Raw genomic sequence first — 14,175 nt, 5'->3', positions numbered from 1 at the left:
GGTCAGTCCTCCGAGATTTTGGGGGCAGCGCCGCCGCCGTGATTGTCGCCCGCAGCCGTGGCGTGGGCGGCCAGGCTCACCCCATGCGCCACGGCCTGCTTGGTCTTCAGGTCTCGCGCCCAGTCCGGCTCGGCACCGCCGGAGGGCTGACCGCCGCCGTCGCCCGGATCGCGATTGTCGGTGCGCGGCTTCGGCGAAGGCTGAGGCGCGGCTCCGCTGGGCGAGGATCCGCCCGGTTGCGGCGGCGTCGGACCGCCGCTTGGCGCGCCACCGGCCGGACCGCCGCCCAGGCCACCGCCAGCCGCGCCACCGCCGGCCGCCGCCGCGGCGCTGGCCGAGCCCCCCAGCGCGATGCTGGCAAGCCCAGCGCCGGCCATGGCCACACCGCCGGCCACCAGGCCCGTCCCGACCGCCGCGCCGGCGCCCAGCTGCGGCGCGCCTGACAAAAGGCCCGCGGCCACCGAAGGGCTGAAGATGGAAAGACCCAGGAGAACCAGGGCGGCCAGCACCATCGCGGCCACCTCCACCAAGGTCGGGGCCTCGCCGCCGGCCTGCTGCTGGAAGGTCTCAAAGAGGGTCGAGCCGATCCCGACGATCACCGCCAGGACCAAAACCTTGACACCCGTGGCGGCCACGCCGCCCAGCACGCGCTCGGCCAGGAACGCGGTCTTGCCGAAGAGCCCGAAGGGGACCAGCACAAAGCCGGCCAGGGTAACCAGCTTGAACTCGATCAGAGTCACGAAGAGCTGGACGGCCATGATGAAGAAGGCCAGCAGGACCAGGATCCAGCCCACCAGCAGGACGACGGCCTGCACCATGTTCTCGAAGAAGGCCGGAAAGCCGGTCAGATCCGAGGCGGCCTCGAGGAATGGCATGGCCGCCGAAAACCCAGTCAGGGCCAGCTTGCCGGGGCGCAGGAGATCGTCGGCTGAGAGGCCGGCGCCAGACGCCTTCAGCCCCAGGCCCGCGAAACTCGTCAGGACGATGCCGGCCAGGCGTTGGAAGTTGCCGATGATGAAGGCGAAGAAGCCGACATAGAGGGTCTTGCGCACCAGCCGGGCCAGGATGTCCTCGCCGGTGGACCAGGACCACATCAGGGCCGCCAGGGTCACATCGATGGCCACCAGGGTGGCCGACAGGAACGACACCTCGCCGTGAACCAGCCCAAAGCCGGAGTCGATGTAGCGATTGAAGGTGTCGAAGAACTGGTCGACGACGGAAAGGTCGCTCACGAGGCGTCCCTCCCGAAGAAGCGCGCCCGAGCCTTGGCCCAGGCGGCATGGCAGGCGGCGTCGTTGGCCGCGCCCTCCCCGATCGCCCGGCACCTGGCCAGCTCGTCCTGGCGGGCCTGAACGGCGACTGGCGGCTTGGCCGGCGCAGAAACTTCGTGACGCGCGGTCAGGACGATGGCGATCAGCCCGATCCACACGGCCAGGGCCATGGCCACCGCGCGGATCATTGTCCGCTTCCTTCGCGGCCCATGAACTTGGCGAACCGGGCCTTGGCGTCGGCCCGGGCCGCGGCGCGATCGGCTGCCTCCAGGGCTTCAGCTCGGCCTTGGGCCGCGGTCAGGGCCAGGAGCTGGGCCAACTGCTGGGATTGGAGCGCCAGCAGCTGGTTGCCGGCCTGGGCGGCCTGCAGCCCGCCGATCGCGTCCTGGCTGGCGTCCACGAGCTGGCTCATCTGGCTGGCGCTGTCGCCGAAGCCCCCGACGATCCCAGCCTGAAGCTTCAGGGCGTCCTGCAGCCCGGCCACCGCCGCATCCCAGCGGGCGTCGGCGCGCGCGGCCAGGGTCGCGCCCGTGACCGGACCGTTCAGGACGTCATAGGACTGCCGAAAGCTGGTCTGGATCTGGGAGACGTCATAGGCGATGCCCTGGGCCTGGCTCAGCAACCGACGGGTCTCGGTGAGCTGGGCCTGAAGTGCGGCCAGGGACGAGAACGGCAGGTTGGCCAGGGCCTTGGCCTGCCCCATCAGCATCTGCGCCTCGTTCTGCAGCGAGCGGATCTGGTTGTTGACGCTCTCCAGCGTGCGCGCCGCCGTCAGGACGTTCTGCGCGTAGTTGCTGGGATCGAAGACGGTGAACTGGGCATGGGCGAGCGGCGCGACGGCCAGCCCCAGACCCAGTGCGGCGATAAAGCCGCGGCGGTGGAGGGTCATGACGATGTCTCCGGAAGGAAGGAAGAAGCAGGGCCCAGCAGCTCGGCGGCCCAGGGCAGCCCGCGCCGGATGAGCCAGGCGCGGGCGAAGTCGGCCGGTCCGAAGGCGCTCAGCGTGTCGGCGATCGCAGCCTGGTCGGCCTTGGACGAGGCGGCGGCGAAGGCCAGGGCCACCGGCCCAAGACCCAGCTCGAACAGTCGCCCACCGAGCGGCGACTGCAGGTAGTAGTCACGCTTGGGGACGGCGTGGGCGATCAGCTCTATCTGGCGACCGTTGAGCCCGAAGCGCCGGTAGAAGGCCGCGCCTTGCGGTTCGGCGCCGTGGGCGTTGGGTAGGAAAATCCGGCTGGGGCACAGCTCGATCAGCGACGCGGCGATGCTGCTGGCCTCGACGTCGGCCAGGGATTGGGTGGCGAAGACGACCGCGCCGTTCTTCTTGCGCAGGGTCTTTAGCCACTTGCGCAGCTGCTCGCCGAAGGCCGGGTCGTCCAGGGCCAGCCAGCCCTCGTCGACCAGGATCAGGGTCGGCGAACCGTCGAGACGCGTCTCGATGCGATGGAAGAGGTAGGCCAGCACCGGGGCGGCCGCGGCCGTGCCGACCAGGCCTTCGGTTTCGAAGGCCTGGATGCGGTCCTCGCCCAGGGCCTCGCCCTCGGCGTCGAGCAGCGCGCCGAACGGGCCGCCGACCACATAGGGCTCCAGGGCGCGCTTGAGCGGCGGCGGGGCCAGTAGCGCGCAAAGCCCGCTCAGGGTCCGCTCCGGGACCGGGGCGCCGGCCAGACTGGTCAGCGCCGACCACAGGTGGCCGCGCACCTCCGGCGTGATGTTCACCCCAGCCCGGCTCAGGATTGCCGACAGCCAGCCGACCGCCCAGACGTGCTCGCCGCGTCGATCGATCCGCGCCAGGGGCTGCAGGGCCACCGCGCTTCCCGTATCGGCCAGCACCCCGCCCAGGTCATGGAAGGCGCCGCCCATCCCCAGGACCGCCGCGCGGATCGAGCCGCCATGGTCGAAGGCAAAGACGCGGGCGCGCGGATAGCGTCGAAACTGCAGGGCCAGCATGGCCAGGAGCACGCTCTTGCCCGCGCCCGTCGGACCGACGACCAAGCTGTGGCCGACGTCGCCCACGTGCAGCGACAGCCGAAACGGCGTCGAGCCGGCGGCGGTCGCCATCATCAGTGGCGGACCGTCCAGATGGACGTTGCGTTCGGCCCCTGCCCAGACCGCGCTTACCGGCGCCAGGTGGACGAGGTTGAGGGTCGACAGCAGCGGCTGGCGGACATTGGCGAAGACGTGGCCCGGCAGGGTCCCCAGCCACGCCTCCACGGCGTTTGCCCGCTCGCGCATCACCGTCAGGTCGCGGCCCTGGATGACCTTCTCGGCCAAGGCTAGCTTGGCGTCGGCTCGGACCGGGTCCCGATCCCAGACGACCAGCGTGGCGGTGACATAGGCGTAGGCCACCGCGTCGCCGCCGAGGTCCTGCAGGGCCTGGTCAGCTTCAGAGGCCTTGTTGGCCGCGTCGTTGTCGACCAGGGCCGAAGGCTCCTGGGTCAGGGCTTCGCGCAGCAGGGCCAGGACCGACTTGCGCTTGGCGAACCACTGGCGCCGTATCTTCGCCAGCACCCCGTTGGCCGCGGTCTTGTCCAGGCAGATCGCCCGGGTGGTCCAGCGGTAGGCGATCGGCAGGCGATTGAGTTCGTCGAGCAGGCCTGGCGCGGTGGCGACCGGGAAGCCCGTCAGCGTCAGGACCCGCAGGTGCGCTGCACCCAACTGGGGTTCGAGGCCGCCGGTCAGCCCCTCGGTCGCCAGCAGCGCGTCCAGCTGCATCGGGGTTTCGGGGACGGCCACGCGCTGCCGGGTGGTCGACACCGCCCCATGCAGGAAGCTCAAGGTCCCGGCGTCATCGAGCCAGGCCACCTGAGGCATCAGGGCCTCCAGCAGCCCCAGAAGACGGTCAGTGCGATCGACGAAGCCGGCCAGCTCGGCCCGCCAGTCCAGACCCCGCTGGGCCCGTCCCTCGATGAAGGCCGCCTCCAGCCGCCCTGCCCGTTCGGCCGGTGGCTGGTAGAGCAGCGTCAGGAAGTAACGGCTCTCGAAGTGTTCGCCGTCGGCGGCGAAGCTGGCCTTGCGCTCCTCGTCGACCAGGGCCGAGACCGGATCGGCGAAGGCGCTGGCGGGGTAGCCGTCGCTGGGATCGCGCCGGGCTTCGATGAACATCGCCCAGCCCGAGCCCAACCGGCGCAGGGCGCTGTTGAGGCGTGCAGCCGCCACCCCGGTCTCGACCTCGGTGGCGCTGTCCAGATCGGGACCACGGAAGGCGGCCGTGCGCTGGAAGCTACCATCCTTGTTGAGGACGACGCCCGGCGCGACCAGGGCCGCCCACGGCAGGAAATCGCAGAGCCCGGCCGCGCGGCGGCGATACTCACGAAGGTCGAGCATGGCTCAGACCTCCAGCCGGGCGGGCAGCCGCACGTGGCGGCGGCCAACCTCGACGAACTGCGGGTCGTGGCGCGCGGCCCAGACCGCCAGGACGTGGGCGGCGAACCACACCGCCGCGCCCAGGACCCAGAGCCGCAAGCCCAGGGCCAGGGCGGCCGCCAGCGTGCCGTTGGCCAGGGCCAGGGCGCGCGGCGCCCCGCCCAGCAGCATCGGTTCGACCAGGGCGCGGTGGACCGGCGCGCTGTAGGGACCGGCCATTAGACCAGCGCCCCGCCGCCGAACGAGAAGAAACTCAGGAAGAAGCTGGAGGCGGCGAAGGCGATCGACAGGCCGAAGACGATCTGGATCAGCCGTCGCGACCCGCCGGACGTCTCGCCGAAGGCCAGGGTCAGGCCGGTCATGATGATGATGATGACGGCGATGATCTTGGCGACGGGCCCTTCGACCGACTCCAGGATCTGTTCGAGCGGCTCCTCCCAGGGCATGGAGGACCCGGCCGCCTGGGCCGGCGCGGCGACCAGCGCCAGGCTGGCGGCAAGGGCCAGATGGCCCAGACGATCGAACATCGTGCCGGCGAGCAGGCGCGCGCGAAGGCAATGCTGCGAAGCAGACATCATAAAGCTCCAGATTTTCGGGGGTTTGGGAGGGGCGGCTTAGACCGGCTTGAGCCGGTAGGCGCCGTCCGGGCCTAGGCCCTCAAGACGGGCCAGTTCGACGAGCCGTCGCTGTCGGCCGCGGCCAGACAAGACGGCGATGACGTCGATGGTGTCGGCGATCAGACCGCGGGGCACGGTGACGACCGCCTCTTGGATCAGCTGCTCCAGACGCAGCAGCGCGCCCAGGGCCGAGCCGGCGTGAAGGGTCCCCACCCCGCCCGGATGTCCCGTACCCCAGGCCTTGACCAGGTCGAGCGCCTCGCCGCCGCGCACCTCGCCGACCACGATGCGGTCGGGCCGCAGGCGCAGGGCGGCCCGGACGAGATCGCCCAGGCCCACGCCCGCCTCATCAGAAGTGCGCAGTGGTACGAGGTTGCGGGCCGGGCACTGCAGCTCGCGCAGGTCCTCGATCAGGACGACGCGGTCATCTGCCTCGGCGACCTCGGCCAGCAGGGCGTTGACCAGGGTGGTCTTGCCGCTGGAGGTCGGCCCGACGACCAGGATGTTGGCGCGATCGGCGACGGCGGCAGCCAAGGCCCCGGCCTGCCCATCGCTTATCACCCCGCCCAGGACATAGTCGTCGAGGCGGAAGACACGGCTGGCGGGCTTTCGGATGGAGAAGGTGGGCGCGGCGACGAGCGGCGGCAGCAGGCCCTGGAAGCGCTCGCCCGATCCGGGCAGCTCGGCCGACAGCCGTGGCTGTCCGGCATGGACCTCGACACCGACATGGTGGGCGACAAGGCGAATGATCCGCTCGCCGTCAGCCGGCGCGATCATCAGGTCCGCGGTGACCAGGCCCTGGTCGAAGCGATCGATCCAGACCCGGCCATCGGGATTGAGCATGACCTCGGCCACGCCGGGGTCTTCCAGCCGCGCCAGGACCAGCGATCCCAGGGCGGTGCGCAGCATGCGACGGCTGCGGTCCAGAGCGGTGTCGGTGTCGGAAGCCTGCACGGCCAATCCCCGTTGTTCTCACGGGGATGAGTAAGAAGACCCGGTTTTGCCCTGGCTCAACAGCCAAATCGGCGCGTCGTACAAACGGCGGCAAAGGCAGGAGAACGGCGGGAGGCCCCACTGCGGACAAGCCACAACTTGACATAGGGCGCCCCCCAAGCTGTGCTCTACCTGGGGGTCTTATGTCCGATTCAAAACTCGAATACGTTGCGGGCGCCCGCGAAAAGCCCTGCGCCAATGCGCCAGTGGACATCATCTTCGTCCATGGGCTGACCGGCGATCTGAAGGGTACGTGGACGCACTCCAACGGGGAATTCTGGCCTAGCTGGTTAGCCGCCGACTTCCCGGCCGCGAACGTCTATTCGGCTGGATACGACTCTTCAGTCTTCTCGTCGTTCATGAAGGGCGGCGGCGCCAGCTTAGCCGATCGCGCCACGATCCTTCTCGACCGGTTGGCAAGCCGCCCTTCACGGGGCCGCCCAATCCTTTTCATCACCCACAGCCTGGGCGGCCTGATCGTCAAGCAGATGCTCAGGAAGTCGCTCGATGCTTCGAGCGAGCGACACAAGGCGATTGGACGCAGCACCGTCGGCGTCATTTTCATCGCCACGCCGCATCAAGGCGCTGAATTTGCCAAGGCGGTGAACCGCATCATTGGGCTCGCCACGACCAAGACCATTCGCGAACTCGAGCGCGGTGGCGACCAGTTGGTGGACCTGGGCATCTGGTTCAGCAACTGGGCCGGAAAATCTGAACTCAATGTGGAATGTTACTATGAGGTCGAGAAGACGAAGACTGTCTTGGTCGTCGACCAGACAACAGCGAACCCCAACGTTCTTGGATGCGATCCAGTAGCGATCCAAGCCGACCACATTTCCATCACGAAGTTGGTCGATCGAGACGCCCAGCTTTATCAGTCGATCTCGACGGTGATCACCGACCTACTCGCCACCACGGCCGCTTCGGACGATTCCGGCGGAGGTGGCGATGCGGTTATTGAATCGGAGTACAACGCCTTCACGTCCCAAGCGCCCTCCGATAGGCGGACGCTGGCCGAAAAACTGACGGCGACCGGCAGGCAAGCCGAGATCGTTTGGGCTGAAAAGCAGAAGGAGCGCTTCAGCATGACGCTCCAACGCAACATCGCCCAGCCATCGGCGGTTCGACAATACACCCGGCTGATGTCGAACATCGAGACGAGATACAGACGATACGTCGGTCCGCTCATCGCCGACGGCACTGACGGCGCCACGATTGACCACGCTCTCCAGGAGTCGGTGCTTGATCCCTGCCTGAAGGCACATGACGCGGACGGCGGAGAAGGTACGTCCGGGCTTGTCGATAGCGCGTTCTACTATTTGGCAGGCAACTGCCATGTGAGCTGGGACAATGGCTAATCTTCGTGTCTGGCACTCATCGCGAGACGCCTACCACTGCGCGTTTCGGCTCATCCGGCTGGTCATCGCCAACGGTGCTCCGCTGGAGCTTGAGCGCGCGCGTATCCTAGACATGTTCCTTCTTTACCCGCCGCTCCTGCATCGCACTTCGATGCCGCAAGAGGTGAAAGCGGCCTTTCGGGCGCTCGATATTCCACGTCCGGAAAAGATCTTCATACGCCTACCGAGCCCCGCAGCCGTATTTCAGGATCTGAGGCTCTATCAAAACTCAGCCGTAGCCCAACTCGCAGCTCGCGGGCTCGCGTCTCCACTGCAGATGCAACAGGGATTGCTGGCAATCGATTTGTCACTGCTCCCAGAACAGCTCAAAGACCGCGCGCTGGAGAGAAACAGCACCGACGGTGGAATAACCAATTTCCTTGTCAAATCGTTCTCGACCTTGCCGTTGCGGGGCGCCAACAGCGTCTATCGCAAAGCGGGCCTCCCTACTCGGGCAATAGCCGCGTGACCGGTCTTCTCAAAATCAATCGCCTTAGTGTACATCGCAACCAGAACATCCTCTATGATGAGGTCTTTCATTCAGGCGTGAACATTATACACGGCTCAAATGGGTCGGGTAAAAGCACGATCGCCGATTTTATTTACTTTGCACTTGGCGGCGACCTCAAGGAATGGCGCAAGGAAGCCGCACTGGCGACCTATGTACTGGCCGAAATCACGGCGGGAAAATCAATAATCACCATCCGTCGCGACGTCTCTGATACAGGCGGACGTCCGATGCAAATCTACTTCGGTTCCTACGACGAGGCCGTTTCAGCGGATATGCGGACCTGGGAGACCTTCCCCTACCGCCGGCCTGACAACGGTTATAGCTTCAGCCAAGTCCTATTCAATGCCATCGGGATACCGGAGGCTATTAGCGACGGGGTGAGCAATATAACGATGCACCAGCTTCTCCGAGTACTGTACTCGGATCAGTTGACGCCTATCCAGCGTATATTCCGCGTCGAGACTTTCGACACTTGGCAGACGCGCCAAGCAGTCGGCGATCTGCTCTGCGGCCTCGGCGGCTATGACCTATACGCCCTACAGCTTTTCCTTCGCGAACGGGAAAAGGAATACTCTGAAGTTTCCACTCGCCTTCGCAGCCTCATCGCCATCGCCAGCAGCCATGGCGACAATGTGTTGGGAGAACAAATCACGGCAGCACTGCTCGAATCCAATCATCGCCGAGCAACCTTGCAGGCCCAGCTGGACGACCTCCTGGAGCGCGCGGAGGAGGCATTTTCGAGCGCCGAAGCCGATCAACTCGTGAAGCGGCAGCGGAAAGAACTCGCTACAGCAAAGGCGCTCGTTGCGAACCTAACGGATCAAATCGAGACGCTTGAGTTCGAACTAACCGATGCAGATCAGTTTATCGATCACCTCTCTCTGGCAATCGATGAGTTCGACGACGCCGCTTCTACTTTCTTCGCATTGGGAGCCGTGCGTTTCGAATTCTGCCCATCTTGCTTCTCACCGTTAGCGGCAACTCACGAGCACAGTGATAAATCTTGCCACCTTTGCGGCGAGGCCCGGACCGAAGGCGAAGACGAGAGTCGCGCACTCGCGGTGAAGCTCGATCTGCAAATGCAGATTGACGAGTCCCGGAGCCTTCAAGAATCTCGTGAGGCCGAACTTATCTCCCTCAAGTCGCGCCTGAGATCAGCCAACACAGCTCTACGGACGGCGCTTTCGGCAAGTGAGTTGGGACGACGCGGCGCATCCTCGAAGTTCGAGAACATGCTGGCCGACGTCAGCCGCCAAATCGGGTTTCTCGATAGCCAGATTGCGCAACTCGAACAAAGGCAAACACTTGCACAAGAAATCGACAGGCTTACGACCGAGAAGGCACGCCTAAACGAACGTATCGTAGAAATGAAGGATAAGATTTCTGCGACCGAGACCGCTCAACAACGACGAAAGGCGATCGCCTACACGGCGATCTCGGAGAACCTGAAGGACATACTAGATCGGGACCTACACGAGCATAGCGACTTCGGTGACATCGACTCCGTTACTTTCGATTTCGCTGATGACTGGATCGCCATTAATGGAGACAAAAATCGGGTAGGCAGCGCGAGCGGCATGGTTGTCTTGAAAAACGGCTTTCTTCTCAGTCTGTTCGTCACCTCATTGAATGATCCTAAATTCAACCTCCCCCGCTTCATGCTGATGGACAATATCGAAGACAAGGGGATGGTCCCGGAGAGATCCTGGAACTTCCAACGGATTATTTTGCAAGAAAGCGCGGCCGCGAAGGTAGACCACCAACTTATCTTTTCGACGTCGAAGATCGCTCCTGAACTAGCGGGAAGCCCCTACGTCGTCGGCGGAGAGTATTCGCAGGCGCGACACACGCTCGACGTGAAATGAAGGCGTCAGCTGACTGAACTTTCCACCGGGACTTCCGTGCGCAGCAGCTTGCCAGTCTCCAATCGCCTGCCCAACGCCTCCAGAAAGCCGAGATACCTCTCCTGCCCCTTGGCCGACTGCGCCCGCTGATCGGCTTCGGCCAGCACCGGCGTCGCCGTCAGCCACGCCTTGACGAACAGCGCCACCGCCTCGTTCGAGATCGTCACGTCGCGCTGGATCCGTTCCAGCTCCCGGCTCATCCGATCAAGCCGACGCACAACCGCCGCCTCCTTGGCCTCATCGCCATCCGCTGACAGGAACGAAGCCAGGGCCGCCTGCATGATCTCCGACTTGGAGCGGCGCATTCTCCGCGCTGCCGCATCCAGAGCCAGCGACAGGTCGCGGCTCAGGAACACCTTGGTCTGAACCTTCATCGCGGCCTCACAGCGGGATTCCGTCATCAGGATCGAGCGCGGCCTGACGCGCCGCCGAGCGGAAGCGGCGGGCCTGCTCGGCCTGCTGGGACTCGTCGTCGCCATCTTCGGGCTCGGACCAGGGTGCCTCGTCTGGCGGCGTGGTCGGCGCTGGATCCTCCAGGCCGGGCAGCTCCGGCTCCAGCTTCAGCCCGCCCTCGTCGCCACCCTCGCTTGACCGGGCCTTGCCGCTGGCGCCTTCGATAACCTGGGCCCATTCCGTGGGCGTATCCGCCGAGATCGCCGAGAGATCCCTTGGTGGCGCCTGCACACGTTCGGCCAGCCGCGGGTCGGCGTAGTAGCGGATCTTCTGAGCCCGGATCGGCGCTAGTCCCGACACCTGGACCACGGCCTGGTCGGGCGGCAGTTGCATCACCTCGCCGGGCGTCAGCAGCGGACGGGCGGTTTCCTGGCGGCTGACCATCAAATGGCCGAGCCATGGAGAGAGCCGATGCCCGGCGTAGTTCTTCATTGCCCGCATCTCGGTGGCGGTGCCGAGGCTGTCGCTGATCCGCCGTGCGGTGCGCTCGTCGTTCGTGGCGAAGGCGACCCGGACATGGCAGTTGTCCAGGATAGAATTGTTCTCGCCGTAAGCCTTGGCGATCTGGTTGGACTCGCGGCTGATATTCTCGTCCAGGGAGACCTCGGAGGGGTCGTTGACCGTGTCGACAACGCAGCGCACCGGCACGGTCTTGGCCAAGACCTTGCGCTTGGCCAGCAGGCGCAGGGCTTGGCGACGCCCCTCCCCGATGCTGACGAGATAGTAGCCGGTCTGCTGGCCGCCCTTGGTCTCGGGTTCGACCACGAGGGGCTGCAACACGCCCTTGGCCTTGATCGAGGCGGCGCGCTCTTCGATCACCTCCGGCGGGTGGCCCACGCGCCGGACGTTCTTGGGCGAGGCCTTCAGGCGGTTGAGGGGAATGTCTCGCACTTCGCCTTGCTGGGCGACGGCGGCGGTCTGTGAGGTCGTCATTTTAGCCTCCTGGGCTGACGGGTTCGAGCGCAAAGGGCGCGCTCGAACCCGGCGCCTGTCGGCGAGACCGGGGGGCAAACGGAGGGGCGGCTTCGCGGGGACCCGGCTGCAGGGCGTTCCTGCCGACCTGTCCGGTCGCCGTCTCACGCCCGAAGCTGGGCGGAAGCCGATCCGGAGTGCGCTGGGGGCAGAGCCCCAGCACGCCGGCTGGCCTAAGGGCCGGCCGTCTAGGAAGACGCGATCGCAAGCGAGCGCGCCGATCACGAACATGGGTTAGGGGGTGGCCGCGTCGTATCGGTGAGGCATCGCACCGACCGCAGGCGCGTTCAGGTCAGACCGCCGCCGCGGTGGATGCGGTCTCGTCGGATGCCGGCTCGGCGGCCTCTCGCCCGCCAGCGATCGCACGCACCCCGTCACGGCCGACCACTTCCCAGACCACGTCGTCGCGCCACACTTCGATCGTGGCGGCGCTGGCATGTTCACGCAGAAGCTGGATGGCGTGCTGGCGAACCGCGGCCGGCGCCAACTCCTGGACATCCACATATGTGGCCACCTGATTGTCGGCGAGACAGACGAAGGTGAAACTCTGAAGCGGGACCATGGATAGACCATAGCGGTTTCATGGGCGGCGTATGTCGTTTTTCGACGGATCACGGCGGTCTGGACCACGCGCCCCATTCAAACACTTGTTCTACACCTCACCCCCAGGTCAAATTGACCCGGGGTCTGGGCATAATGGGGATCGTTCGCCAGCGGATACTGGCGCATGGATCATTATTCGAGGGACATGGACGACCTGGCCGGGGAGACGAAAATGTCCCACCCCCAGGGACAAATCTGACCCGGCTAAATATCGGCGGAGCCCTGGAAACACGGGAAGTTTTTCCGCATCTTGGTGTCCAACGCAACTGCTTTTTGGAAACATCGAGATGACTGAAGAAGACGACGACGACAATAACATCATCCAACTGACCCCGCGCCTGCCCAAGGCCGAGGTCGAGAAGATCCTGCGCCAGAAGTGGAAGACCAGCCTCGACACCGGCTTCACGGTCGTGCCCTCGGTTCTGCTCCGTTCCCTGCCCAGCCTCGGCATCGAAGCCAACGAGCTGGCGGTCTTGGTGATCCTGATCGACTTGTGGTGGAAGCCTGGCGACATGCCCTGGCCTTCGAAAGCCAAGCTGGCCAGGCTGCTGGGCGTGTCGGAGAAGACCATCCAGCGCTCTATCAAAAAGCTGGTCGACGCCGGTCTGATCCTGTCGGAGTCCCGCTACCGGGGCCACGGCGGCCAGACCTCGAACCGCTATGACCTTCGCCCCCTGGTCGCGCGTCTGGAGGCGGCGACCAAGGCGCTGAAGGAGGCCGAGGCCAAGGCTGAGCGCGAACGCAGCCGCGCCGTGCGCAGCACCGCGCCCAAGAAGGCCACGTCGAAGGAGGCCTGACCATGACCACGACCCTGACCCGCCGGGCCGCCGCGCGTGAAGAAATCGCCCGGGCCATGGCCTCCCGCGCCCACGCGTTCGTGGTGCACTACGCCTGCGAAGGCTTCGAAAAGCCCGATCGCCGGGTGACCGCGATCGCCGCGCGCAACCTGGGCAGCGGCGTGACCCAGAGCTTCGAGGTGAGCACCATGCTCCGGCGGGCCGGCGTCGATCCGGTGAAGGCCACGCCGCAGGAACTCGATCAGGCGGAACGCGAGATGTTCAAGGCGTTCTACGCCTTCGTCAGCAGCCACGTGGCCGCCACATACTGGCTGCATTGGAACATGCGCGACTCCACCTTCGGCTTCGCCGCGCTGGAGAACCGCTACCGCCGCCTCGGCGGCCGGCCGGTGAAGATCCCCGAGCTGTTCCGCGTAGACCTGGCCGCCCGCATGATCGACCTCTACGGCGACAACTACGCCGCTCAGGACAACCGCCTGCGCAGCCTAGCCGACCGCAACCGGCTGGTGACCAAGCACCTGGTCGATGGCGCCGAACAGGCCGCGGCGCTGGAGCGCGGTGACTTCGAGGTCGTGGACCGCTCGCTGCACAATCGGATCGACCTGCTGTACGCGGTGGCCACCAAGGCCAACGAGGACACCTTGAAGACGCAGGCTTCGCTCGCCGACCGGATCGGCGCGGCCGGCGGCGTCGTCCAGTGGCTGAAGAGCAACCCGGTGATCCTGGCTTGCACGATCGCCGCGCCGGTCCTGACGGTCCTAACGGGCGGCTGGAAGCTGTGGACCCTGTTCCACGGCGGCTAGCGCCCAGCCGGCCCCTTGGGTCGCCGCAAGAAACGCCGGCCAGGAGGCGCCTGGATGTCGCCCATCGACTTCCTAAATTTCAAGCGTCGCCATTTGCCAACGCAACTGAGCACGGATCGACAGGGAGGCGGAGTTGAGCCTGACCAAGCGCATCTGGATCGAGCATGACCCCGCCTATGCCGAGGTGCGAGAGCGACACCTCGCAGCGGCCCGTGCACATGCCGAGCAATTCACCTTCCGCATCCCCACGCGTCGGGCCAACAGGATGCCGGGGCGCCGATGGGATCCATTTTGGCCGGCCGCTATCCAACGGGCCCTCGACGACAACGGCTTCGACAGCGTCTCGATAAACGACGGCGTTTATCTCAGAAGCCAGGCAGAGCGGGACACCATCGTGCGCGACGCCACAAAAATCGCCGATGAGCACATCGGTCGGCTGCGGCGATCGGCTTCCGCTACGCCTCGCCGCTAGCCCTTCTTCCTGATTC

The 14,175-nt window shown here is 65.8% G+C and carries 15 protein-coding genes and 2 pseudogenes; 6 read left to right on the top strand and 11 right to left on the bottom strand.

The window, feature by feature from the left end; translation table 11 throughout:
• Positions 1-2 precede the first annotated feature (2 nt).
• The 7 genes from trbL to trbB form a co-directional block, all read right to left on the bottom strand.
• Entirely contained in the window at positions 3-1,232 is a 1,230-nt protein-coding gene (gene trbL, locus BM066_RS00695; RefSeq protein ID WP_018062489.1) for a P-type conjugative transfer protein TrbL, read from the bottom strand.
• A complete protein-coding gene (gene trbK-alt / locus BM066_RS00690) occupies positions 1,229-1,459 on the bottom strand; it encodes a putative entry exclusion protein TrbK-alt (protein ID WP_018062488.1) in 231 nt (76 codons plus the stop codon). The genes trbL and trbK-alt overlap by 4 nt, the downstream gene beginning before the upstream one ends.
• Entirely contained in the window at positions 1,456-2,160 is a 705-nt protein-coding gene (gene trbJ, locus BM066_RS00685) for a P-type conjugative transfer protein TrbJ (protein ID WP_018062487.1), read from the bottom strand. The genes trbK-alt and trbJ overlap by 4 nt, the downstream gene beginning before the upstream one ends.
• Complete coding sequence (gene trbE, locus BM066_RS00680; protein ID WP_018062486.1) at positions 2,157-4,598, bottom strand: conjugal transfer protein TrbE; 2,442 nt, start codon at positions 4,596-4,598, stop codon at positions 2,157-2,159. Before trbE ends, trbJ begins: the two co-directional genes overlap by 4 nt.
• Positions 4,599-4,601: 3 nt before the next feature.
• A complete protein-coding gene (locus tag BM066_RS00675; RefSeq protein ID WP_018062485.1) occupies positions 4,602-4,856 on the bottom strand; it encodes a VirB3 family type IV secretion system protein in 255 nt (84 codons plus the stop codon).
• A complete protein-coding gene (locus BM066_RS00670) occupies positions 4,856-5,164 on the bottom strand; it encodes a TrbC/VirB2 family type IV secretion system protein (protein ID WP_018062484.1) in 309 nt (102 codons plus the stop codon). Before BM066_RS00670 ends, BM066_RS00675 begins: the two co-directional genes overlap by 1 nt.
• Before the next feature lie 87 nt (positions 5,165-5,251).
• Positions 5,252-6,163, bottom strand: coding sequence for a P-type conjugative transfer ATPase TrbB (gene trbB / locus BM066_RS00665; RefSeq protein WP_049801152.1), 912 nt, complete (start codon positions 6,161-6,163; stop codon positions 5,252-5,254).
• Between the two features lie 227 nt (positions 6,164-6,390).
• On the opposite strand from trbB, the gene BM066_RS00660 reads away from it, so the two are divergent.
• Genes BM066_RS00660 through BM066_RS00655 form a run of 3 tightly spaced genes read left to right on the top strand, consistent with a single transcriptional unit; the run spans position 6,391 to position 10,020 of the window.
• Complete coding sequence (locus BM066_RS00660) at positions 6,391-7,605, top strand: ABC-three component system protein (protein WP_177218341.1); 1,215 nt, start codon at positions 6,391-6,393, stop codon at positions 7,603-7,605.
• Complete coding sequence (locus BM066_RS26275) at positions 7,598-8,113, top strand: ABC-three component system middle component 5 (RefSeq protein ID WP_018062481.1); 516 nt, start codon at positions 7,598-7,600, stop codon at positions 8,111-8,113. Before BM066_RS00660 ends, BM066_RS26275 begins: the two co-directional genes overlap by 8 nt.
• Positions 8,110-10,020, top strand: coding sequence for an AAA family ATPase (locus BM066_RS00655; protein WP_177218340.1), 1,911 nt, complete (start codon positions 8,110-8,112; stop codon positions 10,018-10,020). Before BM066_RS26275 ends, BM066_RS00655 begins: the two co-directional genes overlap by 4 nt.
• Before the next feature lie 5 nt (positions 10,021-10,025).
• On the opposite strand, the gene BM066_RS00650 is transcribed toward BM066_RS00655, so the two are convergent.
• The 4 genes and pseudogenes from BM066_RS00650 to BM066_RS00640 form a co-directional block, all read right to left on the bottom strand.
• Positions 10,026-10,433 (bottom strand): hypothetical protein, encoded by a 408-nt coding sequence (locus tag BM066_RS00650; protein WP_018062479.1) that lies wholly within the window; start codon positions 10,431-10,433, stop codon positions 10,026-10,028.
• A 7-nt stretch (positions 10,434-10,440) separates the two neighbouring features.
• Positions 10,441-11,097, bottom strand: a pseudogene (locus BM066_RS26750) (type IV secretory system conjugative DNA transfer family protein); the annotation flags it as partial.
• A gap of 57 nt (positions 11,098-11,154) precedes the next feature.
• Positions 11,155-11,445: pseudogene (locus BM066_RS26745) on the bottom strand (ParB/Srx family N-terminal domain-containing protein); the annotation flags it as partial.
• Positions 11,446-11,776: 331 nt separating this feature from the next.
• Complete coding sequence (locus BM066_RS00640; RefSeq protein ID WP_018062477.1) at positions 11,777-12,046, bottom strand: hypothetical protein; 270 nt, start codon at positions 12,044-12,046, stop codon at positions 11,777-11,779.
• A gap of 328 nt (positions 12,047-12,374) precedes the next feature.
• Between BM066_RS00640 and BM066_RS00635 the strand changes: the two genes are divergently transcribed.
• From BM066_RS00635 to BM066_RS00625, 3 genes are all read left to right on the top strand, one after another.
• Positions 12,375-12,884 (top strand): helix-turn-helix domain-containing protein, encoded by a 510-nt coding sequence (locus BM066_RS00635; RefSeq protein ID WP_018062476.1) that lies wholly within the window; start codon positions 12,375-12,377, stop codon positions 12,882-12,884.
• Positions 12,885-12,886: 2 nt separating this feature from the next.
• A complete protein-coding gene (locus BM066_RS00630; protein ID WP_018062475.1) occupies positions 12,887-13,687 on the top strand; it encodes a hypothetical protein in 801 nt (266 codons plus the stop codon).
• A gap of 133 nt (positions 13,688-13,820) precedes the next feature.
• Positions 13,821-14,159 carry a hypothetical protein gene (locus BM066_RS00625; RefSeq protein ID WP_018062474.1) on the top strand — a complete coding sequence of 113 codons (339 nt, stop codon included), beginning with the start codon at positions 13,821-13,823 and terminating at the stop codon, positions 14,157-14,159.
• Positions 14,160-14,175 lie beyond the last annotated feature (16 nt).

The organism is Caulobacter sp. UNC279MFTsu5.1 (assembly GCF_900114015.1).
In the GTDB taxonomy this organism is placed as follows: domain Bacteria; phylum Pseudomonadota; class Alphaproteobacteria; order Caulobacterales; family Caulobacteraceae; genus Caulobacter.
Note: the sequence above shows the minus strand (reverse complement) of the source record. Positions and strands in the feature narration are given on the sequence as shown.

Coding starts and splice junctions, on each gene's coding strand:
- trbK-alt (WP_018062488.1), bottom strand. CDS start 1,459: ATGATCCGCGCGGTGGCCATGGCCCTGGCCGTGTGGATCGGGCTGATC.
- trbJ (WP_018062487.1), bottom strand. CDS start 2,160: ATGACCCTCCACCGCCGCGGCTTTATCGCCGCACTGGGTCTGGGGCTG.
- trbE (WP_018062486.1), bottom strand. CDS start 4,598: ATGCTCGACCTTCGTGAGTATCGCCGCCGCGCGGCCGGGCTCTGCGAT.
- BM066_RS00675 (WP_018062485.1), bottom strand. CDS start 4,856: ATGGCCGGTCCCTACAGCGCGCCGGTCCACCGCGCCCTGGTCGAACCG.
- BM066_RS00670 (WP_018062484.1), bottom strand. CDS start 5,164: ATGTTCGATCGTCTGGGCCATCTGGCCCTTGCCGCCAGCCTGGCGCTG.
- trbB (WP_049801152.1), bottom strand. CDS start 6,163: ATGCTGCGCACCGCCCTGGGATCGCTGGTCCTGGCGCGGCTGGAAGAC.
- BM066_RS00660 (WP_177218341.1), top strand. CDS start 6,391: ATGTCCGATTCAAAACTCGAATACGTTGCGGGCGCCCGCGAAAAGCCC.
- BM066_RS26275 (WP_018062481.1), top strand. CDS start 7,598: ATGGCTAATCTTCGTGTCTGGCACTCATCGCGAGACGCCTACCACTGC.
- BM066_RS00650 (WP_018062479.1), bottom strand. CDS start 10,433: ATGAAGGTTCAGACCAAGGTGTTCCTGAGCCGCGACCTGTCGCTGGCT.
- BM066_RS00640 (WP_018062477.1), bottom strand. CDS start 12,046: ATGGTCCCGCTTCAGAGTTTCACCTTCGTCTGTCTCGCCGACAATCAG.
- BM066_RS00635 (WP_018062476.1), top strand. CDS start 12,375: ATGACTGAAGAAGACGACGACGACAATAACATCATCCAACTGACCCCG.
- BM066_RS00630 (WP_018062475.1), top strand. CDS start 12,887: ATGACCACGACCCTGACCCGCCGGGCCGCCGCGCGTGAAGAAATCGCC.